Origin of the sequence: Streptomyces sp. JJ38 (genome assembly GCF_019303475.1) — a bacterium.
GTDB lineage: Bacteria > Actinomycetota > Actinomycetes > Streptomycetales > Streptomycetaceae > Streptomyces.
In genome coordinates this window covers 1-22,233 of the sequence record NZ_JABLSI010000064.1, presented here as the reverse complement: position 1 = coordinate 22,233, position 22,233 = coordinate 1, and the positions used below count along the sequence as shown (strand labels likewise).

The 22,233-nt window shown below is 73.9% G+C and carries 22 protein-coding genes, 1 pseudogene and 1 riboswitch; of the genes and pseudogenes, 13 read left to right on the top strand and 10 right to left on the bottom strand.

Annotated features, from left to right (window positions below; translation table 11 throughout):
* Window positions 1-53 precede the first annotated feature (53 nt).
* Complete coding sequence (locus HPT28_RS24515; RefSeq protein ID WP_219093811.1) at window positions 54-1,382, bottom strand: acetyl-CoA C-acetyltransferase; 1,329 nt, start codon at window positions 1,380-1,382, stop codon at window positions 54-56.
* A 75-nt stretch (window positions 1,383-1,457) separates the two neighbouring features.
* Here HPT28_RS24515 and HPT28_RS24510 point away from each other — a divergent pair, with 75 nt between their 5' ends.
* Both HPT28_RS24510 and HPT28_RS24505 read left to right on the top strand, forming a co-directional pair.
* Window positions 1,458-2,807, top strand: coding sequence for a 3-oxoacyl-ACP reductase (locus HPT28_RS24510; protein ID WP_219093809.1), 1,350 nt, complete (start codon window positions 1,458-1,460; stop codon window positions 2,805-2,807).
* Between the two features lie 4 nt (window positions 2,808-2,811).
* The gene (locus HPT28_RS24505; protein ID WP_219093807.1) at window positions 2,812-3,747 is read left to right on the top strand and encodes a MaoC/PaaZ C-terminal domain-containing protein; all 936 of its coding nucleotides are present in this window, start codon (window positions 2,812-2,814) and stop codon (window positions 3,745-3,747) included.
* Here the strand turns inward: HPT28_RS24505 and HPT28_RS24500 are convergent.
* Window positions 3,721-4,374, bottom strand: a complete 654-nt coding sequence (locus HPT28_RS24500; protein WP_219093805.1) for a TetR/AcrR family transcriptional regulator — start codon at window positions 4,372-4,374, stop codon at window positions 3,721-3,723. The genes HPT28_RS24505 and HPT28_RS24500 overlap by 27 nt on opposite strands.
* A 95-nt stretch (window positions 4,375-4,469) precedes the next feature.
* Between HPT28_RS24500 and HPT28_RS24495 the strand changes: the two genes are divergently transcribed.
* The 7 genes from HPT28_RS24495 (at window position 4,470) to HPT28_RS24465 (ending at window position 11,255) form a co-directional block, all read left to right on the top strand.
* Entirely contained in the window at window positions 4,470-4,928 is a 459-nt protein-coding gene (locus tag HPT28_RS24495) for an SCP2 sterol-binding domain-containing protein (protein WP_219093803.1), read from the top strand.
* Window positions 4,929-4,959: 31 nt separating this feature from the next.
* Window positions 4,960-6,174: an acyl-CoA dehydrogenase family protein gene (locus tag HPT28_RS24490; protein ID WP_219093801.1), complete on the top strand. Its 1,215-nt coding sequence runs from the start codon at window positions 4,960-4,962 to the stop codon at window positions 6,172-6,174.
* Between the two features lie 17 nt (window positions 6,175-6,191).
* A riboswitch (ZMP/ZTP riboswitch) is annotated at window positions 6,192-6,285 on the top strand.
* Between the two features lie 29 nt (window positions 6,286-6,314).
* Entirely contained in the window at window positions 6,315-7,793 is a 1,479-nt protein-coding gene (locus tag HPT28_RS24485; protein WP_219093799.1) for a glycine hydroxymethyltransferase, read from the top strand.
* A gap of 243 nt (window positions 7,794-8,036) precedes the next feature.
* The gene (locus HPT28_RS24480) at window positions 8,037-8,306 is read left to right on the top strand and encodes a DUF1876 domain-containing protein (protein ID WP_219093797.1); all 270 of its coding nucleotides are present in this window, start codon (window positions 8,037-8,039) and stop codon (window positions 8,304-8,306) included.
* A gap of 123 nt (window positions 8,307-8,429) precedes the next feature.
* Window positions 8,430-8,657: a DUF2277 domain-containing protein gene (locus HPT28_RS24475; RefSeq protein ID WP_219093795.1), complete on the top strand. Its 228-nt coding sequence runs from the start codon at window positions 8,430-8,432 to the stop codon at window positions 8,655-8,657.
* A gap of 290 nt (window positions 8,658-8,947) precedes the next feature.
* On the top strand, window positions 8,948-9,754 hold the full coding sequence (locus HPT28_RS24470) for a DUF6227 family protein (protein ID WP_219093794.1): 807 nt from the start codon (window positions 8,948-8,950) through the stop codon (window positions 9,752-9,754).
* 115 nt (window positions 9,755-9,869) lie between these two features.
* Window positions 9,870-11,255 carry a transglycosylase family protein gene (locus HPT28_RS24465; protein ID WP_219093792.1) on the top strand — a complete coding sequence of 462 codons (1,386 nt, stop codon included), beginning with the start codon at window positions 9,870-9,872 and terminating at the stop codon, window positions 11,253-11,255.
* Between the two features lie 337 nt (window positions 11,256-11,592).
* Here HPT28_RS24465 and HPT28_RS24460 read toward each other — a convergent pair whose 3' ends face one another.
* Window positions 11,593-12,771 (bottom strand): anhydro-N-acetylmuramic acid kinase, encoded by a 1,179-nt coding sequence (locus tag HPT28_RS24460; RefSeq protein ID WP_219093790.1) that lies wholly within the window; start codon window positions 12,769-12,771, stop codon window positions 11,593-11,595.
* A 41-nt stretch (window positions 12,772-12,812) separates the two neighbouring features.
* Entirely contained in the window at window positions 12,813-13,169 is a 357-nt protein-coding gene (locus tag HPT28_RS24455) for a hypothetical protein (RefSeq protein WP_257579365.1), read from the bottom strand.
* Between the two features lie 131 nt (window positions 13,170-13,300).
* On the opposite strand from HPT28_RS24455, the gene HPT28_RS24450 reads away from it, so the two are divergent.
* Complete coding sequence (locus HPT28_RS24450) at window positions 13,301-14,386, top strand: NAD-dependent epimerase/dehydratase family protein (protein ID WP_219093788.1); 1,086 nt, start codon at window positions 13,301-13,303, stop codon at window positions 14,384-14,386.
* 58 nt (window positions 14,387-14,444) lie between these two features.
* Here the strand turns inward: HPT28_RS24450 and HPT28_RS24445 are convergent, their stop codons facing one another.
* Window positions 14,445-14,684 carry a DUF6480 family protein gene (locus HPT28_RS24445; protein WP_308119498.1) on the bottom strand — a complete coding sequence of 80 codons (240 nt, stop codon included), beginning with the start codon at window positions 14,682-14,684 and terminating at the stop codon, window positions 14,445-14,447.
* Between the two features lie 460 nt (window positions 14,685-15,144).
* Here HPT28_RS24445 and HPT28_RS24440 point away from each other — a divergent pair, with 460 nt between their 5' ends.
* The 3 genes from HPT28_RS24440 (at window position 15,145) to HPT28_RS24430 (ending at window position 19,883) form a co-directional block, all read left to right on the top strand.
* Entirely contained in the window at window positions 15,145-15,957 is an 813-nt protein-coding gene (locus HPT28_RS24440; RefSeq protein WP_219093784.1) for an SAM-dependent methyltransferase, read from the top strand.
* Window positions 15,958-16,031: 74 nt separating this feature from the next.
* Window positions 16,032-18,146 (top strand): bifunctional diguanylate cyclase/phosphodiesterase, encoded by a 2,115-nt coding sequence (locus tag HPT28_RS24435; protein ID WP_257579367.1) that lies wholly within the window; start codon window positions 16,032-16,034, stop codon window positions 18,144-18,146.
* Window positions 18,147-18,539: 393 nt separating this feature from the next.
* The gene (locus HPT28_RS24430; protein ID WP_219093781.1) at window positions 18,540-19,883 is read left to right on the top strand and encodes an acyl-CoA dehydrogenase family protein; all 1,344 of its coding nucleotides are present in this window, start codon (window positions 18,540-18,542) and stop codon (window positions 19,881-19,883) included.
* 22 nt (window positions 19,884-19,905) lie between these two features.
* Here the strand turns inward: HPT28_RS24430 and HPT28_RS24425 are convergent, their stop codons facing one another.
* The 5 genes and pseudogenes from HPT28_RS24425 to HPT28_RS27240 all read right to left on the bottom strand — a co-directional run.
* Window positions 19,906-20,478, bottom strand: coding sequence for a GAF domain-containing protein (locus HPT28_RS24425; protein ID WP_219093779.1), 573 nt, complete (start codon window positions 20,476-20,478; stop codon window positions 19,906-19,908).
* Window positions 20,459-21,049, bottom strand: a complete 591-nt coding sequence (locus HPT28_RS24420) for an ATP/GTP-binding protein (RefSeq protein ID WP_219093777.1) — start codon at window positions 21,047-21,049, stop codon at window positions 20,459-20,461. The genes HPT28_RS24425 and HPT28_RS24420 overlap by 20 nt, the downstream gene beginning before the upstream one ends.
* Window positions 21,027-21,407, bottom strand: coding sequence for a DUF742 domain-containing protein (locus HPT28_RS24415; protein ID WP_219093775.1), 381 nt, complete (start codon window positions 21,405-21,407; stop codon window positions 21,027-21,029). Before HPT28_RS24415 ends, HPT28_RS24420 begins: the two co-directional genes overlap by 23 nt.
* Before the next feature lie 4 nt (window positions 21,408-21,411).
* Window positions 21,412-21,828, bottom strand: a complete 417-nt coding sequence (locus HPT28_RS24410; protein WP_219093773.1) for a roadblock/LC7 domain-containing protein — start codon at window positions 21,826-21,828, stop codon at window positions 21,412-21,414.
* A 66-nt stretch (window positions 21,829-21,894) separates the two neighbouring features.
* Window positions 21,895-22,233 (bottom strand): annotated as a pseudogene (locus tag HPT28_RS27240) (ATP-binding protein); the annotation flags it as partial.

The window sequence follows — 22,233 nt, the reverse complement described above, 5'->3', positions numbered from 1 at the left end:
CGCGGGCCGGGGGCCCTGGCGGGGGCGGGGGCGGCAGCGGGGCCGGGGCGCGGTCAGCGTTCGAGCACGGCGGTCACGCCGAGTCCGCCGGCCGCGCAGACGGAGATGAGGCCGCGGACGGGCTCCCGGCCCTCGCCGGGCCCGCCGCCGCGTTCGCCCGCGCGTTCGTGGAGCAGTTTCGCCAGGGTGGCGACGATGCGGCCGCCGGTGGCGGCGAAGGGGTGGCCGACGGCGAGCGAGGAGCCGACGACGTTCAGCCGGTCCCGGTCGACGGCGCCGAGTGGCGCGTCCAGGCCGAGGCGCTCGGCGCAGAAGCGCGGGTCCTCCCAGGCGGCGAGGGTGGCGAGCACCTGGGAGGCGAAGGCCTCGTGGATCTCGACGAGGTCCAGGTCGGCGAGGCGGAGGCCGGCGGTCTGCAGCAGCCGGGGCACGGCGAAGGCGGGGGCCATGAGGAGGCCGTCGGGGCCGTCGACGAAGTCCACGCCCGCCGTGCGGGAGTGGCTGAAGTAGGCGAGCACCGGCAGCCCGTGGGCGGCGGCCCAGTCCTCGCTGGCGAGCAGCACGGTCGCGGCCCCGTCGGTGAGCGGGGTGGAGTTGCCCGCCGTCATGGTGGCCCGCGGCCCGTCGCCGAAGACGGGCATCAGCGTGGAGAGCCTCTCCTCGCTGCTGTCGGGGCGCAGGTTCTGGTCCCGGTCCAGACCGCGGAAGGGGGTGAGGAGGTCGTCGAAGAAGCCGCGCTCGTAGGCGGCGGCCAGCCGGCGGTGGCTGGTGGCGGCCAGCGCGTCCTGGTCGGCGCGGGAGACGTTCCAGCGCAGGGCGGTGCGCGCGGCGTGCTCGCCCATGGACAGGCCGGTGCGCGGCTCGGCGTTGCGCGGGATGTCCGGGACGAGGTGGCGGGGGCGGACGGCGCCGAGGGCCCTGAGCCGCTGTCCGAGGGTGCGGCCCCGGCGGGCCGCGAGCAGCGCCTTGCGCAGGTCGTCGTTGACGCCGAGGGGCGCGTCGCTGGCGGTGTCCACGCCGCCGGCGACGCCGCACTCGATCTGCCCGAGGGCGATCTTGTTGGCGACCAGGATCACGGCCTCCAGCCCGGTGCCGCAGGCCTGCTGGACGTCGTAGGCGGGGGTGCGGGGGTCCAGCGGGCTGCCGAGGACGACTTCGCGGGCGAGGTTGAAGTCCCGGGCGTGCTTGAGTACGGCGCCGGCGACGAACTCGCCGAGCGTCTTGCCGTGCAGCCCGTAGCGGTCGACGAGACCGGAGAGGGCGGCGCCCAGCATGTCCTGGTTGCTCGCGGTGGCGTAGGGACCGTCCGCCCGGGCGAAGGGGATGCGGTTGCCTCCGACGATGGCGACGCGACGGCCGGGGGAGCTCCCGGGGGAAGTCATGGACGGTTCTCCTTGTGGTCCGGGGACTCGGTTCTTACTCTTGGGTAAACTTACTTGTGCGTAAGGAGAAAATCCATGGCCGATCGCTACCAGAGGCTCGCCAACAGCGGACCGGGCGGCTTCCTCGTCCGCAGGCTCGGACTGCCACGCCCCGAGCCCCTGCGACGGCACGAGGCCGGCGATCCCGTGGTGGCGGGCCCGGTGGTCCTGGGCGGCGCCGAGGGCGGACGTCTCCGCCAGCCGCTCCGGGAACTGCTGAAGGCGATGGACGCCACCGTCCTCGACCCGGACGCGGCCGACGGCGGACGGCCCGCCGCCCTCGTGTTCGACGCGACCGGCATCTCCGGCAGCGACGGCCTCACGGACCTGCACGCCTTCTTCCACCAGCGCATCCGCTCGCTCACCCCGTGCGGCCGCCTCGTCGTCCTCGGCACACCCCCGGAGCAGGCGGGCTCGACGGCGGCGGCCGTCGCCCAGCGCGCGCTGGAGGGCTTCGTCCGGTCGGCCGGCAAGGAGCTCAGGCGTGGGGCGACCGCCCATCTGCTGCACGTCGCTCCCGGGGCGGAGGGGGCCGTGGAGTCCACTTTGCGGTTCACCCTGTCCGCCCGCTCGGCCTACGTCTCCGGGCAGGTGCTGCGGGTGGACGGCACCGGGGCCGTACCCGCCACCGAGGACTGGGACAGGCCGCTGTCCGGCGGAGTCGCCCTCGTCACCGGCGCCTCCCGGGGTATCGGCGAGGTCGTGGCCGCAACGCTCGCCCGGGACGGGGCCCACGTCGTGTGCCTGGACGTCCCCGCCCAGGGCGCGGAGCTGCGCGCCGTCGCCACCCGCTGCGGCGGCAGCGCGCTGGAGCTGGACGTCACGGCGCCCGAGGCGCCCCAGACGCTCGCCGAGCACCTGCGCACCGAGCACGGCGGCGTGGACGTCGTGGTCCACAACGCGGGCATCACGCGGGACCGGACCCTCGGACGCATGGACGCCGACCACTGGAAGGCCGTCATCGCGGTCAACCTGACCTCCGTCGAGCGCATGACCGAGGTCCTGCTGGCCGGTGACGACCCGGTCCTGCGCGACGGCGGCCGGCTCGTGTGCACGTCGTCCATCTCCGGCATCGCCGGCAACGTCGGGCAGACGAACTACGCGACCGGCAAGGCCGGGCTCATCGGGCTGGTGGAGGCGCTCGCCCCGCGGGTGTCCGGCCGCGGCATCACCGTCAACGCGGTGGCCCCGGGCTTCATCGAGACCCGGATGACCGCGGCGGTACCGCTGTTCATCCGGGAGGCGGGACGGCGCATGAACAGCCTGAACCAGGGCGGGCAGCCGGTGGACGTCGCCGAGGCCGTGGCCTTCTTCGCCGCGCCGGGGAGCGCCGGGGTCAGCGGCCAGGTGCTGCGCGTGTGCGGCCAGGCCCTGCTGGGGGCGTGACGTCATGGACCGCGAGAAGACCGGCGGGACGCCCGCCCGTACCCGCACGGTGCGGGAACTGCGCGCCGTCCCGTCCCTGTTGCCCCTCTACGCCCGCGCCGTCCTGCCCAAGGGCGGCCCCAAGGGCGGCCCCAAGGACGGGCCCGGGGGCGGGCCCCGCGGGACCGTCCCCGAGCGGGAGCTGACCGTCACGGCGCGGGCCGACCCCGCCAGGGTCCGCCGCTACGCGGAGGTGTGCGGTTTCCCGGCCGCCACGCCACTGCCCCTGACCTACCCACACCTCGTCGCGTTTCCGCTGGCGATGGCGCTGATGGCCCGTCGTGACTTCCCCCACCCGCTCCTCGGCCTCGTCCACGTCGCCAACGTCGTGGAGCGGACGCGTCCGATCGGCCCCGGCGAGGAGCTGTCCTACCGCGTGCGCACGGGCGCCGAGGTTCCGCACCCGAAGGGCACGGCGTTCGAGATCCACGCCGAGGCCCGGGACGGCGACACCCTCGTCTGGCGTTCGACGAGCACCTACCTGCGCCGCGGCCGCCCGACCGGACCGGCCGCCGGACCGGGGCCAAACGAGGCACTCCCCCGCCCCGACCACACCGAGCACTGGCGGCTGCCGGGTTCGACGGGGCGGTCCTACGCGGCGGTGTCCGGCGACCGCAACCCGATCCATCTGTACCCGCTCACCGCGCGACTGCTGGGGTTCCCCCGGGCGATCGCGCACGGCATGTGGACCAAGGCCCGCTCGCTGGCGGCGCTGGCCGACGTCCTGCCGGAGGCCTGCCGGGCGGAGGTGCGCTTCCACTCCCCCGTCCTGCTGCCGGCCGGGGCGGAGTTCGGCCACGCGGCCCGGGACGGCGGGCACGCCTTCGCCCTGCGCTCCGCGGACGGCACCCGCGAGCACCTGCGCGGGCGCGTCTCACCCCTCGGCCGAACCGGGGGGTGACCACACCTCGCCCCCGAGCACGTTGCGCATGCCGACCCAGGACATGTTCATGAGCCGCAGCGTGACGCGCTCGGGGGACTCGTCGGGATGGCTCTCCAGCCAGTCGGTGAGCGTGTCGGCGGCTCCCACCAGAGCGTGGGCGACGAAGTCGGCGTCCTCCTCGCCCAGGCGGGCCGGGTTGGGGCTGTCGGCGATGCCGTCGCTGACCAGTCCGGCCACCTGGGCCATGACCGTGCGCCGGGCCTCGGCCACCTCGTGGGCGATGCGCTCGGAGAGTTCGGATGCCTGACGGTGCAGGACGACCCAGCTGTCGCGATGCGCGTGCACGAAACCGAAGAAGGCGGAGAGCCCCGCCCACAGCCGCTGGTCCGCCGTGGCCTCCTCGCGCGCCGCGTTCTCGAAGGCCTCGGCCAGCCGCCGCGCCTCCCGGCGCACGCAGGCGATGAACAGGTTCTCCTTGGAGTCCAGATACAGGTAGACCATCGGCTTCGAGACCCCGGCCAGCTCGGCGATCTCATCCACCGACGCGGCGTGGTAGCCGCGCTTGGCGAACACCTGGACCGCCACGTCGATCATCTGCTGCTCCCGGACCTGCCGGGGGACCCGTCGCCTGCGTTTCTCCGTCACCCTTGCCAGCCTACCCACCCCGTGGCTAATCTTACTCAAGAGTAAACTTACTAAGAAGTAAGTACACCCGGACCCGCTTCAGTGAGGAACCGACCATGGGTACATCGCGCGACGACCTGGCCGCTCTGGACTTCGCGACCATCTCCCCGCAGGAGTTCGCCACGATCGTGAAGGGCCTGTCCGCCAAGGAGATCGGCCAGTTCATGACGGGCGAGTTCCGCGAGCGGGTCCTCGGCGCGGTCTTCTCCCGCATGGAACGGCAGTTCCGCCCCGAGGCCGCGGGCTCACTGAGCGCGCTGATCCGCTGGAAGGTCACCGGCGAGAGCGACGCCGTCTACGAGACGGTCATCGACGCGGGCACCTGCACCGTCCGTGAGGGCCGCAGCGACGCCGAACCGCGGGTGAGCCTGATCATGGGCGACGCGGAGTTCCTGAAGCTCGTCTCCGGCAACGGCTCGCCCGTGACGATGTTCATGACCCGCAAGCTCAAGGTCGCCGGCGACGTCGGCATGGCCTCCGGCCTCACCCGGCTCTTCGACATCCCCAGGGCCTGACCGGCGCGCGAGAGACCACCAGGAGACTGACATGAGCGGGTTCTCCCTCGAACTCACCGAAGAACAGCGCGACCTGCGCGACTGGGTCCACGGCTTCGCCACAGAGGTCGTCCGCCCCGCGGCACCGGAGTGGGACGACCGCGAGGAGACGCCCTGGCCCGTCATCCGGGAGGCCGCGAAGGTCGGCCTGTACGGCTTCGAGTCGCTGGCCGAGATGTACGGCGACCCCTCGGGCCTCTCCCTCCAGATCGCCAACGAGGAGCTCTTCTGGGGCGACGCGGGCATCGGCATGGCCCTCTTCGGCACCTCCCTCGCCGCGGCCGGCATCTTCGCCTCCGGCACCCCCGACCAGATGGCCGAGTGGCTGCCGCAGTGCTACGGCGACGCCCAGGACCCCCGGCTCGCCGCCTTCTGCGTCTCCGAGCCGCAAGCGGGCTCCGACGTCTCCGCGATGCGCACCCGGGCCCGCTACGACGAGGCCGCCGACACGTGGGTGCTGAACGGCCAGAAGGCCTGGATCACCAACGGCGGCATCGCCGACGTACACGTCGTCGTCGCCTCCGTGGACCCGGAGCTGGGCTCCCGCGGCCAGGCCGCGTTCATCGTCCCCCCGGGCACGGAGGGTCTGGTGGGCAACCGCAAGATCCGAAAACTGGGACTGCGGGCCTCGCACACCGCCGACGTCTTCCTCGACGACGTCCGGGTGCCCGGCGCCTGTCTGCTGGGCGGCAGGGAACGGCTCGACCGGCGGCTGGCCAGGGCCCGGGAGGGCCGGGCGGCCAAGGGCCAGGCCGCCATGGCGACCTTCGAGGTCAGCCGCCCCACGGTGGGCGCCCAGGCCCTCGGCATCGCCCGGGCCGCCTACGAGTACGCCCTGGAGTACGCGGGCGAGCGGGAGGCTTTCGGCCGCCCGATCATCGACAACCAGTCCATCGCCTTCACCCTGGCCGACCTGCGCACCGAGATCGAGGCCGTCCGGCTGCTGATCTGGCAGGGCGCCTGGATGGCCCGCAACGACAAGCAGTTCACCGCGGGCCAGGGCTCGATGGCCAAGCTGCGCGCCGGGGAACTGGCCGTGACCGCGACCGAGAAGGCCGTCCAGGTCCTCGGCGGGGCCGGCTACAGCCGCGAGCACCCGGTGGAACGCATGTACCGCGACGCGAAGATCTACACGATCTTCGAGGGCACGAGCGAGATCCAGCGGCTCGTGATCGCCCGCGCGCTCTCCGGCAGGAACATCCGCTGACCGGGCTTGATACGCTCGCAGCGAGCCGTGACTGGCGCGAGGAAATGGGACTGACCATTGGGGAGCGGCTCCGTCAACGGTGATGTGCTGCCGCGCGCCTGGGCCACCGGAGCACACCCCGCCGCCTCCTGGAGGTTCCCGTGGCCGAACCGCAGACCACTCCGCCCGTCCCCTCCCCCGCCGCCGGGCCGACGCCCGAGACCGTCGCCTACCGCAGCGCGCTGGAGGTGATCCGCGGCGTGGAGCCGCGGATCGCCGACGCCATCGGGGCCGAGATCACCGACCAGCGCGGCTCGCTGAAGCTCATCGCCAGCGAGAACTACGCCTCCCCCGCCGTCCTCCTCACCATGGGGAACTGGCTCAGCGACAAGTACGCCGAGGGCACGGTGGGGCGCCGTTTCTACGCGGGCTGCCGCAACGTGGACACCGTCGAGGCGCTGGCCGCCGAGCACGCCAGGGAGCTGTTCGGCGCCCAGCACGCCTACGTCCAGCCGCACTCCGGGATCGACGCCAACCTCGTGGCCTTCTGGTCGGTGCTCGCCCAGCGGGTGGAGGAACCGGCCCTGGCCGAGGCCGGGGCACGCCACGTCAACGACCTCGGCGAGGCCGACTGGGAGCGGCTGCGGCGCGCCCTCGGCAACCAGCGCATGCTCGGCATGTCGCTGGACGCCGGCGGCCATCTGACCCACGGCTTCCGCCCCAACATCTCGGGCAAGATGTTCGAGCAGCGCAGCTACGGCACCGATCCGGCGACGGGCCTGCTGGACTACGACGCCGTGGCCGCCGCGGCCCGCGAGTTCCGGCCGCTGATCCTCATCGCCGGGTACTCGGCCTATCCCCGGCTGGTGAACTTCCGCGTCATGCGGGAGATCGCGGACGAGGTGGGGGCCACCCTCATGGTGGACATGGCCCACTTCGCGGGCCTGGTGGCCGGCAAGGTACTCACCGGCGACTTCGACCCCGTCCCGCACGCGAACATCGTCACCACCACCACGCACAAGTCGCTGCGCGGCCCGCGCGGCGGCATGGTGCTCTCCGACTCGTCGCTGGCCGAACAGGTCGACCGGGGCTGCCCGATGGTCCTCGGCGGGCCGCTGCCGCACGTCATGGCGGCCAAGGCCGTCGCCTTGGCGGAGGCCCGCGGGCCCGAGTTCCGCGGCTACGCCCAGCGCGTCGTGGACAACGCCCGTGCCCTCGCCGAGGGCCTCCTGCGCCGGGGCGTGCGGCTGGTCACCGGCGGCACGGACAACCACCTCGTGCTGCTGGACGTCTCCGGGTACGGGCTCAGCGGCCGGCAGGCCGAGGCCGCGCTGCTGGACGCCGGCATCGTCACCAACCGCAACGCGATCCCGCAGGACCCCAACGGCGCCTGGTACACCTCCGGCGTCCGCATCGGCACCCCGGCGCTGACCACGCGCGGGTTCGGCACCGCGGAGATGGACGAGGTGGCGGACCTGATGCACACCGTGCTCAGCCGCACCTCGCCGGGCTCCACCGCCTCGGGCACCCCGTCCAAGGCCCGCTACACCCTTGAGGACGGGGTCGCGGACCAGGTCAGGGGGCGTGGGGCGGAGCTGCTCGGCAAGCACCCGTTGTACCCGGGCATCGACCTCGGCTGAGCCTCGGCCGGGCGGCCGGGGGCCCGGCCCCCGGCCTGAGTCGCCCGCAGCGCGCCGTGGAGGCACCCTGGAAGAAGCCCACCGGTCGGTGCGGGTGGGCGCCGCGCCCGCGCTCCCTGTCCGCAGGGGCCCCCGGGCGACGGCCCGGCCCGGACCGAACTTCGCGGGACGAGAAGAATCTCAAGCAGGGAATGCGCTTCCCCCACCGGCCGCAGCCGATGGTTCCCTCGAAAGAAGGTCCTGATGGAAACGATCGTCGGTATGAACGTCGAGATGGAGTTCTGGGAGGACGGCGACAAGACGCGGGCCTCCTGCATGATGCGCCTGCAGGACGGCACGGAGCTGAAGGCCCACGGCCGGGCCGACCGCTACCCGTCGGACCCGGCTCAGCAGCGGGTCGGCGAGGAGATCGCGGCCGCCAGGGCGCTGCGCGACCTCTCCCACCAGCTCCTGGCCAAGGCGGGCCACGAGATCGAGTCGGTCACGCATCAGCCCGCGCACCTGACGCACTGAGTGACGCCGGGCGGGACGCCAGAGCCTCCACGGGCGCCGGCGGGCCCGCCCGGCCCTGACAACCGGAGCCGGGCGCCACGGCGTCCGGCTCCGGTTGTCAGGGCGGCGGCGTACCGTCGAGGTATGTGCCGAAGCATCAAGACGCTGCGTCCCCCGTACACCGAGGCGGTCACCGAGGAGGACATGCGCGCGGCGGCCCTGCAGTACGTGCGCAAGATCTCCGGGTTCCGGCGCCCCGCCGCGCACAACGCGGAAGCGTTCGACCGCGCCGTCGAGGAGGTCACGGCGGCCACCGAGAACCTGCTCGACGCGCTGACCGTGCGCGGGGCCGCGTCCTCGGCGCGACGGTAGAGCCCGGCCGGTCGGCGGGCACCGCCGAGGCGGGGCTGGCGCGTGAGACGGCGGAAGTGGCCAGAGCGAGCGGGCTCGTGGCGCGCGTCGAGGTGTCCTCCACCGGACGGATGAGGACACGGAACGTAACTGCGCTCTCCAAAGCGCGAGTTGCGTGACGATGGCCTTCCCCCATGAGCCACGGGAACCGCACATGTCAGCCATTTTGCACACATGGTGAAGCGACGTCGCTACTTTGGGTATTCAACGGGTGACGGGGGATTCCGGTTCAGCACACGTGGAGGCGCCCGATGAACGACACGGCGCGGCGCACGAGCGGGCCGGCGCCGGGCGACCACCTGGCGCTGCTCATCGCCCGTGCCCGCAACCCCTTCGACCTCAGCGAACGGCTGACCGCCCGGCTGGCGGCGGCCGTACGCTGCGACGTCCAGCTCCGGTCCTTCAGGCAACACCGCAACCCGCCTCCCGCGCTGCGGTGTTCGACCTATCAGTACACCTTCACCTTCGCCGACCACAGCGTCCTGGTGCTGTGGGAACTGCGCCATGTCATGGATACGGACGGCGAGGTGACCTGCGAGGTGTATCCGGACTTCGCCGCGCTCCAGGAGGCGGAGAGCCGGGTGCACCAGCGCATGGGCGGCGCCGTGCCGGAGGCGGGGGATCCGGGTGCGGGGCCGGGGGCGGCCGGGGGCGACGGCGCGGGCTGTCCCGCGGCGCCGGTCCACCTCGCCGCCCCGGCGTCCCCCGGATACACCGAGGAGAACTCGGCCGACCACGCGAGACGGCTGCTGCGCCGCGCCGTCAACCCCGATCGACCCGGCGTCCGGACGCGCGCGCTGCTCGATACGGCCGTCGGACACCACATCTCCCGTGTGGCACAGCCGTTCGGGCCCGCCGGGCCCAACGCCTTCTGCTCTGTCTACGAACACGCGTTCCTACTGGCGGACGGCCGCGAGGTCACCCTCTACGAGCTGGAACACGACTTCACCAGCGACGGTCGCCTGGTCTGCGAGGTCTACGCGGACGCGGCGACCGCCGGCCGGGCCGCCCGACACCATGTGACGGTGCACGGCACGGGTGGTGGAACCGGCGAATGAGCCGGAATCGGTTGCCGTGCGCACCGAGCGCGCTCTACGTTTGACGCGCTTGTCAACTCCCGTTTCCTCGGGAGCCCGTTGGAGCGCACGGCAGCGCAGGTAGTGGGAGGAACCCATGGCACCCCGTGGTCGTCACCGCCGTCCCCGGACGAGTTCCGTATCCCGTGCCTCGCTCACCGTCACCGCCGGTGGCGCCGGGATCGCCCTCCCCCTCATCGGGGTGAGCCACGTGCAGGCGGCCCCGGTGGACACCTGGGAGAAGGTGGCCGCCTGCGAGAGCAGCGGACGCTGGCACGTCAACACGGGCAACGGGTACTTCGGCGGTCTGCAGTTCAAGCAGTCCACCTGGGAGCAGTACGGGGGCACCCGGTATGCCGTCCGCGCGGACCGGGCCTCCAAGGCGGAGCAGATCGCGGTGGCCGAAAAGGTACTGGCCGGGCAGGGCCCGGGGGCCTGGCCGGCGTGCGGCCCCGAGGCGGGCCTCACGCGCGGGGACGCGGAGGACCGGGCCGCGCGGACCGCCTCCCGTCCCGCGAGTCAGCGTGAGGCCATAGCGCGGCAGGCGGCCGGCGAGCAGGCGCGGCAGGTGCCCGGGCAGCGCCGCACGGACGCCCCCGAGGGGCAGGAGCACCGGCGCGGCAACGAGACGCACGAGGTCCTCCCGGGCGACACGCTGTCCTCCATCGCGCAGGACCATGCCGTGCGCGGCGGCTGGCCCGCGCTCTACGAGCGCAACCGGAGCACCGTCGGGGACAATCCCGACCTCATTCTTCCGGGCCAGCGCCTGGCTCTGCGTCCGGCCCCGCCGCGCCCGGCGACCACGTCCCCGCAGCCCGAGCGGGGAGCACGCGAGGCGGCCGCGGCCGACAGCACGCAGGACGGCGAGGCCGGACCGAAGGGCGAGGGGAAGGCCGAGGGGAAGGCCGAGGGGAAGGCCGAGGGGAAGGCCGAGGGACAGCAGGACCGCGCCCGGCCGGCCGAGCAGCGGGCCGACACGCGGCAGGACCAGCGGCGGGCGAAGGCACCGGCTCCACAGCCCGCCCAGGACCGCGAGCAGCGTCCCGCCGAGAGGCGGCAGGAGCGGTCGGCGGCGCCCGCCTACACGGCGCCGATACCCGGCGTCCGGCCCGGCACCGCCTACCGGCAGACGGGCTCGTCCTGGAGCGCGGGCTACCACACGGGCGTCGACTTCCCCGTGCCCACCGGCACGTCGGTCAAGGCCGTAACACGGGCGACCGTTGTCTCGGCGGGCTGGGGCGGGGCCTACGGGTACCAGGTCGTCCTCAAGCACCACGACGGGCGGTACAGCCAGTACGCGCACCTCTCCGCCATATCGGTGAGCGCGGGCCAGCGCGTCGAGCCGGGCCAGCGGGTCGGACGGGCGGGGAACACCGGCAACTCCACCGGGCCCCACCTGCACTTCGAGATCCGCACCGGCTCCGGATACGGCTCGGACATCGATCCCCTGGCCTACCTGCGCGCGCACGGCGTCAGCGTGTGACCTCCGGGCCCGGTCTCCGCCACGTCGGACCCGGCGTGGGTCCCGCCCGACCGGGTGCCCGTCCGCGGGGCGGACGACGTCGGCGGACGGAGGCGAGCGACTTCCAGCAGAAGGCCGACGGCGCCGTCAAGGTGGCCTTCCGGCCCTGGCGGCCCCGCCTCGGGCCCGCTTCGCGCGACTCCGCCCACGGCCCGCCCGTCAAAGGGGCGTACGCCCCTTTGACGGGCGGGCCATGCCGTGCGGGAATGAGGGGTACGGCCCACGGGGCCGGAGCCGGGCAGGCCGTGGCCGAGCCCGGCTCCGGTCCGCCGTGGGCAGCGCCGGGGCGAGGCCGGGCTCACGGCCCGGGCGGCCCGGCCACGTGCAGACGGCGGGGCGGACGCGGCAGCGGGTCCGGAAGACGCAGTGGGCCGTGGCCCGGAGTGAGGGAACCGAGGAGCGCGGGGCGCTCGGCCCCGGTGGCGGACGGGGTGTTGCCCGGCAGGCCGTGGACGGTCAGAAAGCCCAGCAGCGCGAAGAGGTGAGCCTCCTTCGCCTGTGGCGGCAGGCCGAGGACGGCGCTGTCGGTGACCGGCACCGGGGCGGCCAGGGCGCGGACGCGAGCCATGAGCGTGGGGTTGCGCACCCCGCCGCCGGAGACGGTCAGCGCGGTGAGCCGGTGGGCGCGGCAGGCGTCGGCCACCAGGCGTGCGGTGAGCTCCGTGACCGTGGCCAGGACGTCGTCGGGCGGAGGCTCGGGGGTCGGCAGGTGGCGGTGGAGGTAGGCGGCGTGGAAGTGCTCGCGCCCCGTCGACTTGGGCGGGGGCAGCCGGTAGTACGGATCGCGCAGCAGGGCGCCGAGCAGTTCCGGCAGGACCCGGCCGCGGGCGGCACGGGCTCCGTCGCGGTCCATGGCGGCGGTGCCGCGGCTGGCCCGGACGGCGGCGGCGTCGATCAGGGCGTTCGCCGGGCCGAGATCGTAGGCGACGACGGTGCCGGAGCCCTCGCGCAGGCTCAGGTTCGCGATGCCGCCGAGGTTGAGGGCGCCGGGACGGCCCTCGTCCCCGAGCAGCAGGGCGTCCAGCGTGGCCGTCAGCGGGGCGCCCTGCCCGCCGACGGCCAGATCGCGGCTGCGCAGGTCGGAGACGACAGGCAGCCCGGTGGCCTCGGCGATCCAGGCGGGCGCGCCGAGCTGCAGGGTGCCCAGGGCCCGGGGCCCGTCCGTCCAGTGGAAGCACGTCTGGCCGTGGGAGGCGACGAGGGCGGCGTCCCCGTCGGCGAGCTCGGCGTTCGCGCGGGCGGCCACCGCGCCGAAGAGCCGGCCGAGCGCGGCGTCGAGGTGGCAGATCCCTCGCCAGGTGGGCTCGGCCGGCGGCAGGCAGGCGGCCAGCTCGGCGCGCAGCCCGGCGGGGAAGGGCACGCTGAGCAGCTCGCCGCAGCGCAGGTCCAGGTCCCCGTCGGGCCGGACGGTCAGCTCGGCCACGGCCGCGTCCACGGCGTCGCAGGAGGTACCGCTGAGCAGTCCGATCACGCGCATGGCCCGCATTGTGCGCCGCCCGCGCGCGGCACGGCGCGCACTCAGTGCCCGGCGCGCCGCCCCCGCCGGTGCCGGGCCCGCAGCAGGCGCCGCTGGACGACCAGCAGGTCGAGGAGCGAGAAGACCGCGAGAGCGGTGAACAGGACGGCGATGACGCGCAGCGAGCCGTCGGTGGGCACGTCGTGGGGCCCTGACGCGGCCGCCCAGGCCCAGAACAGCACCGCGCCCGCGATGAACAGCGGCGTGAACAGCAGACCGAGCAGCAGCCGCAGTCGCACGGCGCTGCGGGCTCGCACGGGCTCCGTGCCGCTGCGCGGGGAGACGTGGCTGAGCAGGCCCTCGCGCTCGGGGTCCTCGCGCGGGTCGCGTTCCTCGTCGCGCGGGTCGGGTTCCTGCATGGCTCCCCCTTTCTCAGCCGTGCGCGGTACCCGTACCGGAACGGAGGGAAACACGGCCCGTCCGGCCGCGTTTCCGCGGCCGGGCCCGGGGTACCTCCGGAGGTTCACGGACGGGGACGGAAGGAGCGGGCGTGACCGAGACGGAGGGGCTCCGGATCGTCGTGACGGGCGCGACGGGCAACGTGGGCACGAGCGTGCTGCAGCGCCTCGCCCGGGAGCCGGGCGTCGCCTCGGTGCTCGGGCTGTGCCGCCGGGTCCCGGCGTGGACGCCGGCCAGGACGGAGTGGGCGAGCACGGACCTCGGCGCCCCCGAGGCGGAAGCGGAGCTGACGGGCCTGCTCCAGGGCGCGGACGCCGTCGTCCACCTGGCCTGGCTGATCCAGCCCACCCACGCCCCGCGGCTGACCTGGCGGACGAACGTGGAGGGGACCGAGCGGCTGCTGCGGGCGATGGCGGCGGCCGGGGTTCCGGCGCTCGTGTACTCCTCCTCGGTCGGCGTCTACTCGCCCGGACCGGCGGACGGGCAGGAGCGGATGGTGGACGAGTCCTGGCCCACGCACGGCTGGCCGGAGGCCGCCTACCCGCGCGAGAAGGCCTACGTCGAGCGGCTGCTGGACACCTTCGAGCGCGACCATCCCGGCATCCGGGTGGTCCGCATGCGCCCGGCGTTCATGTTCAAACGGGAGTCGGCGATGGGCCAGCGACGGCTGTTCGGCGGCCCGGCCGTCCCGAACGCCCTGGTGCGCCCGGAGCTGGTGCCCGTCGTCCCGAACCTGCCGGGCCTGCGCTTCCAGGTACTCCACACCGACGACGCGGCCGACGCCTTCGTCCGTGCCGTGCTGCGGCCGGTGAGCGGCGCCTTCAACCTCGCCTGCGAGGCACCGGTGGACGCCGGGGTGCTGGCGGGCCTGCTGGCGGCACGGCCGGTCCGGGTGCCCGCCCCGGCCGTCCGGGCCGCCCTGGCGGCCGCGTGGCGGCTGCGGCTGGTGCCCTCCTCGCCCTCGCTGTTCGACGCGTTCCTGCGGCTGCCGCTGATGAGCACGCACCGGGCCCGGAAGGAGCTCGAGTGGTCCCCCGCGGCCTCCTCCACGGAGACGCTGACGGAGTTCCTGGCGGCCTTCCGCAGAGGTGAGGGCATGGACACCGCACCGCTGCGGCCGAGGCTGCCCGGCGGGCGACTGCGCGAGCTCGTGACAAGCCTCCGGGGCCGCCCGTAGCGGACCTGGGGGCGGCCCCGGCGCGGGTTCCGCGCCGGACCCGCGCGGAACGGCCCGCTCAGGTCAGGATGATCCGGGCGAGGAAGTAGACGATGAAGACCAGCACCAGCAGCCCGATGGCGATCAGCGGGCCGGTGGACCATCCCCTGGTCGGGTTGTGCGGTGTCTCCTCCGGCCCGGCGCCGGAGAGCGTGCCCTCCGCGGGCGGCGTCTCGTTCGGGGGCACCCCGCCGCCCCCCTTCTGCCCGGGGGATCGGCCGCCGTCCGGTTCGGGAGTCGATGCGTTCGTGTCGTTCACACCCGACGAGTGCACCCCGGCGCGGAATCTACACATCGCCCGCCCGCCGGCACGGTGACCGCCCGACGACCGCTGGGCGGGCCCGTGCGGCCCCGGACGGCCCCGGGGCGACTCCGGGCGGCGGGACCTCCAGCCGCCCGGCCACTCCGTACGGGCGCTCCTCGGTCCCGTTCTCGCCGACGCGCGCGCCACCGCGGTTTCGCCCACCTGGCGGTGCGGGCGTCCCCGGGCCGGAGGGCGGTACCGGCGCCTCCGGCGGGAAACGGCGCGTCCCGGGGCCGCACGGGTGGAGAATGGGGCGCGGAACAGGAGGATTTCGCCTTCACGAACCGGGCATATACCTCAACATCAGGACAGTATCGGGAGGTTGAGTCTCCTTTTCCTTACTCCCACCCACCTCAGGTCAGTAGCCTCATCCCTCGAACGTCAATACGCCGGCGATCGCGATGAGGAGTCATTGATGGAACGTCCCTCCTGGGCACCGCAGGGCATCGACCTGTCCAAGCCGAGTGTGTCCCGGATCTATGACTACTACCTCGGCGGATCGCACAACTTCGAGGTGGACCGGGAAGCGGCCAGGAGGGCCATCGAGGTGTTCCCCGGACTGCCGAAGATCATGCAGGCCAACCGAGCCTTCATGCGCCGCGCCGTGCGCTACGCGGTCGGCCAGGGGGTCACGCAGTTCCTGGACATCGGCTCCGGCATACCCACGTTCGGCAACGTGCACGAGGTGGCCCAGGGCGCCTCGCCGGAGGCCCGCGTGGTCTACGTGGACAACGACCCGGTGGCGGTCGCGCACAGCGAGGCGGTGCTGGACGGCGACGAGCGGGCCGACGTGCTGGCGGCCGACTTCCGGGAGCCGCAGTCACTGCTGGGCGGGGAACCGGTGAAGCGGCTGCTGGACCTGGACCGGCCGGTGGCGCTGCTGCTGGTCGCGCTGCTGCACTTCGTCGAGGACTCGGAGGACCCCTGGGCGGCGGTCGCGCAGCTGCGCGACGCGCTGGCCCCGGGATCGCTGCTGATCCTCACGCACGCCTCCACCGACGGGGGCCCGCGCACCGTGGAACAGGGGCGGGAAATCTCCAACGTCTACAAGAACGTGGGCTCCCGGCTGATCATGCGCTCGAGAGCCGAGGTGGAGCGTTTCTTCGCCGGTTTCGAGCTCGTCGACCCGGGTCTCGTCCCGATGCCGAACTGGCGTCCGGAAGGATCCACGGAGCACGAGGACCCGGTCGTGTTCACCGGGTTCGGCGGGGTGGGACGTAAGGCGTGAACAGATCCCCGGAAGACACAGCCGAGCCGGGCCTTCGCTCCCCGGCCGGCCCCGGCCCGCGCGGCGACGACGGACTGCGGCGCTTCGCGACGGTCTGGAGCCGCGCCGTCTACCCGACGACGGCCACCTGCATGACCCTGGCGGAGTTCGAGCAGCACCTCGTGCCGCTGGCCGAACTGCTGTGCACCTCCCTGCACGCCCATCCGTTCGACCCGGTGCCGGCCCGGGCGGTCGGCCAGGAGCTCGTGGACGCGCACTGCACCACGCCGGAGGCGCTGCCGCAGATCCTCGGCGTCGTGGACGCCTATCTGCTGCTGTACTGCTCCGATCCCTCCCGCCTTCCCCCCGAGGAGGCGCGGGCCCGCTGCGCCCGGCTGCAGCACGCGATAGCCGCCGGTTTCGCCCGGGCGCTGCAGGAGCGCACCCGCCTCGAACAGGAGGCCCTCTCGCGCGCCGCGCTGACGGCTCAGTCGCAGATCGAGCAGGCCCTGCACGAGAGCGAGACCCGCTTCCGCGCCGTCTTCGAGGGCGCCAGCATCGGGATCGGCATCGGCACGCTGGACGGCCGCGTCCTGGAGGTGAACAGCGCCCTCACCCGCATGTTCGGCGGCAACGAGCGGCTCGTGCGCGACCGTCCCATCAAGAGCTGGGTGCACCCCGACGACGGGCCGAACGTATGGCGCATGTACGACGAGCTCGCACGCGGCGAGCGGGACCACTTCCGCACCGAGAAGCCCTACCACCGTCCCGACGGCACCGTCCTGTGGACACATCTGACGGTCTCCCTCCTGCGTGACCCCGACGGCGCCCCTCGGTACATGCTGGCGTTGATTGAGGACATCACCGAGCGTCGGCTGCTGCACCTGCGCCTGCGCTACGAGGCCACCCACGACGCGCTGACGGACCTGCCCAACCGCACCCTGTTCTTCGAACGGCTGGAACAGGCCCTGGCCAGGAAGGGCGACGCCGCCCGCTTCGGCCTGTGCTACCTCGATCTGGACGGCTTCAAGACCGTCAACGACAGTCTGGGGCACTCCGTCGGGGACCAGCTCCTGGTCGCCGTCGCCGAGCGGCTGCAGAGCTGTGTGAAGGGGCCCGGCCAGCTCGTCGCCCGCATCGGCGGCGACGAGTTCGTGGCCCTCAACACCGACCCGGAGAACTCGGGCGACATCACCGAACTCGCCGAGCGCGCCCTGGAGGCGCTGTCCACCCCCGTGCTGGTGGACGGGCGGGAGCTGACGGTCCGGGCCAGCATCGGGATCGTCGAGGGCCCGGCGGGCGAGCGGACGGCGGCCGAGGTGCTGCGCAGCGCGGACATCACGATGTACCGGGCGAAGGCCCAGGGCGGCAACCGCTACGAGCTGGCCGACCCGGACTCCGACGCGCGGATCATCGGCAGGCACGCGCTGACCAACCGGCTGCCCGTCGCGCTGGAGGCCCGCGAGTTCTTCATCGAGTACCAGCCGCTGGTGCGGATGTCCGACGGGAGCGTGGAGGGCGCCGAGGCGCTGGTGCGCTGGGACCACCCGCGGCACGGTGTCCTCGGTCCGGACCGGTTCATCCCGCTGGCCGAGCACACCGGGCTGATCGTCCCGCTGGGCCGCTGGGTGCTGGAGGAGGCGGTGCGTCAGGCCTGCGAGTGGCAGGTCCGCGGCATCGGCGGCACCCGGCCCCTGCGCGTCAACGTGAACCTCTCGCCACGGCAGCTCAGCCATCCGGAGCTGGTGTCCGACACCGTGGCCGTGCTGGAGAACGCCGGGCTGCCACCCGGCTCGCTGTGCCTGGAGGTCACCGAGTCGGCGATGATCCGGGCGGACGACGCGGAGCTCAAGCCGCTGCGCCAACTCGCCGAGCTGGGCGTGGGCATCGCGCTGGACGACTTCGGCACCGGGTACTCCAACCTGGCCAGCCTGCGCAGGCTGCCGGCGAGCACCCTGAAGCTGGACCGTTCCTTCACCCGGGGACTCCAGCAGCAGCCGGCCGACCCCGTGGATCTCAAGGTGGTCGAAGGGATCGTTTCCCTGGCCCACGTCCTGGACCTCTCGGTGACGGTCGAGGGCGTCGAGACGGCGGCCCAGGCGGAGCAACTGCGGGACCTGGGCTGCGACTCGGCCCAGGGCTGGTTCTACGCACGCCCCGGCCCGCCGGAGCAGGTGGCCGCACCGATGCCGTTGGTCGCGGCGCAGTGACCGCGGCGGCCTGAGCGGGGAGTCGGCCGAGGGCCGGCTGCGCACCACCTCCGCGGCGCGCGCCGTTCCCGCGCGCCCCGCCTCTGCGCCGAGCGCCCCGCGGTGAGCCGGAATTCCACGTGGTCCGGGTATGCCGCCGGGGCATGCTGCGGTAAACCCGACAGCCACCGGAACGGACGACACCCGACTCCCCGCCCGAGTACCGCCGACCGCGGCGTACCTGGCTTCCGCTCCCCCGTGACAGAGCGCGGCCCTTCGGTCACCGTACCCGTATCCCCGGGCCTGGGCCGTGTGCCGGACACGGTCGCGGGGTCGGCCGCCCGGCCGGGGCGGCTGCCGGCGCACCATCCCGCAGGACAGGCCCGCGGGCAGCGCTACGCGGAAGGGCTCGTCATGGATCGCCACTTCACGGACCGACGACACCAGGAACTGCGCCGTCAGGTGCGGGACTTCGCCGAATCGGAGGTGAGGCCCAGGGTCGCGGCGATGGAGGCCGGGCGGCGGGTCTGCCCCGAGCTGTCGCGGCTCATCGCACGGCAGGGCTGGATCGGTGTGACGGTGCCGCGCGGCTACGGCGGGATGGGCGACGGCCATGTGGCGAAGACGGTCGTCATCGAGGAGCTGTCCCGGGTGAGCGGCGCCATGGGCGCCATGGTCCAGGCCTCCCAGCTCGGTGTCGCGAAGATACTCCACTTCGGCAACGAGCGGCAGAAGCGCACCTGGCTGCCCGCCGTGACCGCCGGGGAGTGCCTGCCCACCATCGCCGTCACCGAGCCCGGCTCCGGCGGCCATGTGCTCGGCATGACCGGTTCGGCCGTCCGCGACGGCGAGGACTACGTGCTCAACGGCAGCAAGGTCTTCGTCGGCAACAGCCACATCGGGGACCTCCACGGCGTCGTACTGCGCACCGGGCCCGGTTCCCGGGGGCTGTCGGCGTTTCTGGTCGAGGCGGGGACGCCGGGCTGCACGCTCGCTCCCCAGCAGCCCGCGATGGGGTTGCACGGGTTCAGCTTCGGCGAGGTGCGCCTCGCCGACTGCCGGGTTCCGGCGAGCAGCCTGCTGGGGCGCGAGGGCGACGGGCTGGCCGTCGCCTACTCCTCCAGCGTGCTCTACGGGCGGGCCAACCTGACCGCCGTCGCCCTGGGCATCCACACCGCGCTGCTGGAGGAGACATCGCGGCTGTGCTCGACCCGCACGCGGTACGGTGCGCCGCTTGGCCGCGTCGGGGCGGTACGGGCGAAGCTGGGCCGCATGCAGTCCCGGCTGATGACGGCGCGGCTCGCCGCCTACCAGGCCGTGCATCTGCTCGACCAGGGCCAGCCCTGCGACGCCGAGTTGATAAACGCCAAGCTCGTGAACGTGGAGTACGCGCTGGACTCCGCGCGGGACGCGATGGAGATCCACGCGGCGTCGGGGCTGTTCACCGACTGCCCGGTCGAACGCTACCTGCGGGACGTTCACCACCTGTTCGCCCCCGCGGGCACCTCCGACGTGCAGCGGCTGAGGCTGGGGGACGTGGCCCTCGGCACGGCCCGGGGAGACTGGTCCGCCCGCCTCTCCGAGCTCGTCCGCAAAGACACGGCGGCCGCGGAGGAGTCCGCCGCCACGGCACCGGCGCCGGACGGAGGGCCGCCCGCGGCGGCGCACGGGGGCCGGACCGATGCGGCGGACGCGGGCCCCGCCGACGCGGCGGACGCACCGGGGGCACCCGACCCGGTGGGGGCCGGGCGCCGCTGACGCCGGCGGCCCCCGGCCCGCCTCAGCCGCCGCTCTCGCGCCGTTCGATCTGCTCCACCAGCTCGGCGGCCATGCCCTTGATGGTCTCCAGGCCCGGCCTCCCCCAGGGCCGGGGCTCCTGGTCCACGACGCAGACGGTGCCCAGGGCCATTCCGGTGCGGTCGATCAGCGGCGCCCCGAGGTAGGAGCGCACGCCGATCTCGTCCACCACCGGGTTGCCGGCGAACCGCGGGTAGTCGCAGACGTCCTCCAGCACCAGCGCCTTGCGCCGCACGATCACGTGCGGGCAGTAGCCGTGGTCGCGCGCCATGGTGCGGCCGACCCGGGCGCTGGGCGGCGCGGGTCCCAGCTCCACCGCCTGGTCGACGGCGGGGGCGTACAGGCCCGCGAAGTACTGCCGGTGCTCGTCGATGAGGTTCACCATCGCGTAGGGCGCTCTGGTCACGTCGGCGAGCTTGCGCGCGAAGGCGTCGAACTCCGGCACCGGCGCGTCGCCCAGGCCCAGCTCGCGCAGGCGCACGACCCGGGCCGGGGCCTCGGTGTCCTCGGGGGTGAGGAGCAGGTGGGTGGTCGGGTCATACGACGTCGGGGGCATGCGCACTCCTGGTGTCGAGCAGATGCGAAACGAGGAAGACGAGGACCTGGGTGGCGGATTCGGTGCCGCGCGCGTCGCAGAGCACGACCGGGACGCCGGGGTCGAGATCGAGTGCGGCGCGCACCTCGTCCGTGGTGTAGCGGTGTGCGCCGTCGAACTCGTTGACCGCGACGACGAAGGCCAGGCCGCGCTCCTCGAAGAAGTCCACGGCCGAGAAGGAGTCGGTGAGCCGACGGGTGTCGGCGAGGACGACGGCGCCGAGCGCCCCGGCGCTCAGCTCGTCCCACAGGAACCAGAACCGCTCCTGCCCGGGCGTCCCGAAGAGGTACAGGACATGCCGGCCGCTCAGCGTGATGCGGCCGAAGTCCATGGCCACGGTCGTGGTGCGCTTGGCCTCGACGCCGTCGAGGCTGTCGGTGCCGGCACCGGCCTGGGTGAGCAGCTCCTCGGTGCTCAGCGGGGCGATCTCGCTGGCCGCGGCCACGAACGTCGTCTTGCCGACGCCGAAGCCGCCCGCGACGAGGATCTTCACCGCCTCCGGGAACGCGTCAGAGCCGGGTACGGAGTCCATGCAGCACTGCCTCCAGCAGATCGCGGTCGGAGCGGCCCGGGCCCTGCACCCGTGGCGTGGGGTCCCGCGCGGTCACGGCACCGCAGTCCACGAGGTCGGAGAGCACCACCTTGGTGATCACCGCAGGCAGCCGGACGTGGGCGGCGATCTCGGCGACGGAGACCGGACCCCCGCACAGCCGCAGCACCCGGGCGTGCTCCGGGCCCAGCTGGGCGCGCGGGCCTCGCCCCGTCGCCATCACCAGTGTGAGCAGGTCGAAGGCGGCCGAGGGCCGGGTCCGGCCCTCGCAGACCGTGTACGGGCGCACCAGGCGCCCCGCCGCGGCGTCCAGCCACGGCTCTCTCTCCGGGGCTGCCATGGCCTCAGTGCCCCGCCGGCAGTCGGGCGGGGGTCGCGAGGTAGGGGCGCACGCTCTTCACCAGCATCGCCATCTCGTAGCCGAGCACGGCGGCGTCCGCGTCCCGGCCCGCCAGCACGGCCAGGCAGGCCCCCTGGCCGGCGGTGGAGACGAACAGCAGCGAGGTGTCGAGCTCGACGAGCACCTGCCGCACCTCACCGCCCTCGCCGAAGCGGGTGCCCGCGCTGCGCGCGAGCGAGTACAGCCCCGAAGCGAGGGCGGCCAGGTGGTCGGCCACGTCGGTCTCCAGTCCGTGGACGGCCTTCACCAGGCCGTCGGCGGACAGCAGCAGAGCGCTGCGGGTATGGGGGACGCGCTGGACGAGGCCGGTCAGCAGCCAGGACAGATCGCCGTTGGGGCCGACGGGCGCTTCGCTCACCATGGTCGCGTTCGCTCCTTGCGGATGAGGTGGGTGACGCGGGCCGCGGTTCACGGCCCGCCGGGCTGGCTAGCGCGCGCCGCCGGGCTCTCCGGTGCCGCCCAGGGGGCGGGCGACGGGCTGGTCCTCGGCCAGGCTCGTGCCCCGGCGGAACGCCGCCATCAGCCCCGGGTCGTGCTCCGGCTCGCCTTCGGGCCGCGGCCGGGGCGGCGGCGGATCGCGCAGCTCGGGGACGAGGTGCTCCTGGCGTCGGCGGCGCGGCAGTCGGGGCCGCTCCTCGGACGCCGCGGGCCCCGGCCCCTGACCGTTTCCCGGCTCCGGCCCGCGGCCCGGTGCGGACGGCACGGCCGCCGCGCGGGGCGCGGGAGCAGCGTGATGCTCGGGCGTGGGGCGGGGCGCGGGGGGCCC

Coding starts and splice junctions, on each gene's coding strand:
- HPT28_RS24515 (WP_219093811.1), bottom strand. CDS start 1,382: ATGACTTCCCCCGGGAGCTCCCCCGGCCGTCGCGTCGCCATCGTCGGA.
- HPT28_RS24510 (WP_219093809.1), top strand. CDS start 1,458: ATGGCCGATCGCTACCAGAGGCTCGCCAACAGCGGACCGGGCGGCTTC.
- HPT28_RS24505 (WP_219093807.1), top strand. CDS start 2,812: ATGGACCGCGAGAAGACCGGCGGGACGCCCGCCCGTACCCGCACGGTG.
- HPT28_RS24495 (WP_219093803.1), top strand. CDS start 4,470: ATGGGTACATCGCGCGACGACCTGGCCGCTCTGGACTTCGCGACCATC.
- HPT28_RS24490 (WP_219093801.1), top strand. CDS start 4,960: ATGAGCGGGTTCTCCCTCGAACTCACCGAAGAACAGCGCGACCTGCGC.
- HPT28_RS24480 (WP_219093797.1), top strand. CDS start 8,037: ATGGAAACGATCGTCGGTATGAACGTCGAGATGGAGTTCTGGGAGGAC.
- HPT28_RS24475 (WP_219093795.1), top strand. CDS start 8,430: ATGTGCCGAAGCATCAAGACGCTGCGTCCCCCGTACACCGAGGCGGTC.
- HPT28_RS24470 (WP_219093794.1), top strand. CDS start 8,948: ATGAACGACACGGCGCGGCGCACGAGCGGGCCGGCGCCGGGCGACCAC.
- HPT28_RS24465 (WP_219093792.1), top strand. CDS start 9,870: ATGGCACCCCGTGGTCGTCACCGCCGTCCCCGGACGAGTTCCGTATCC.
- HPT28_RS24460 (WP_219093790.1), bottom strand. CDS start 12,771: ATGCGCGTGATCGGACTGCTCAGCGGTACCTCCTGCGACGCCGTGGAC.
- HPT28_RS24455 (WP_257579365.1), bottom strand. CDS start 13,169: ATGCAGGAACCCGACCCGCGCGACGAGGAACGCGACCCGCGCGAGGAC.
- HPT28_RS24440 (WP_219093784.1), top strand. CDS start 15,145: ATGGAACGTCCCTCCTGGGCACCGCAGGGCATCGACCTGTCCAAGCCG.
- HPT28_RS24430 (WP_219093781.1), top strand. CDS start 18,540: ATGGATCGCCACTTCACGGACCGACGACACCAGGAACTGCGCCGTCAG.
- HPT28_RS24425 (WP_219093779.1), bottom strand. CDS start 20,478: ATGCCCCCGACGTCGTATGACCCGACCACCCACCTGCTCCTCACCCCC.
- HPT28_RS24420 (WP_219093777.1), bottom strand. CDS start 21,049: ATGGACTCCGTACCCGGCTCTGACGCGTTCCCGGAGGCGGTGAAGATC.
- HPT28_RS24415 (WP_219093775.1), bottom strand. CDS start 21,407: ATGGCAGCCCCGGAGAGAGAGCCGTGGCTGGACGCCGCGGCGGGGCGC.
- HPT28_RS24410 (WP_219093773.1), bottom strand. CDS start 21,828: ATGGTGAGCGAAGCGCCCGTCGGCCCCAACGGCGATCTGTCCTGGCTG.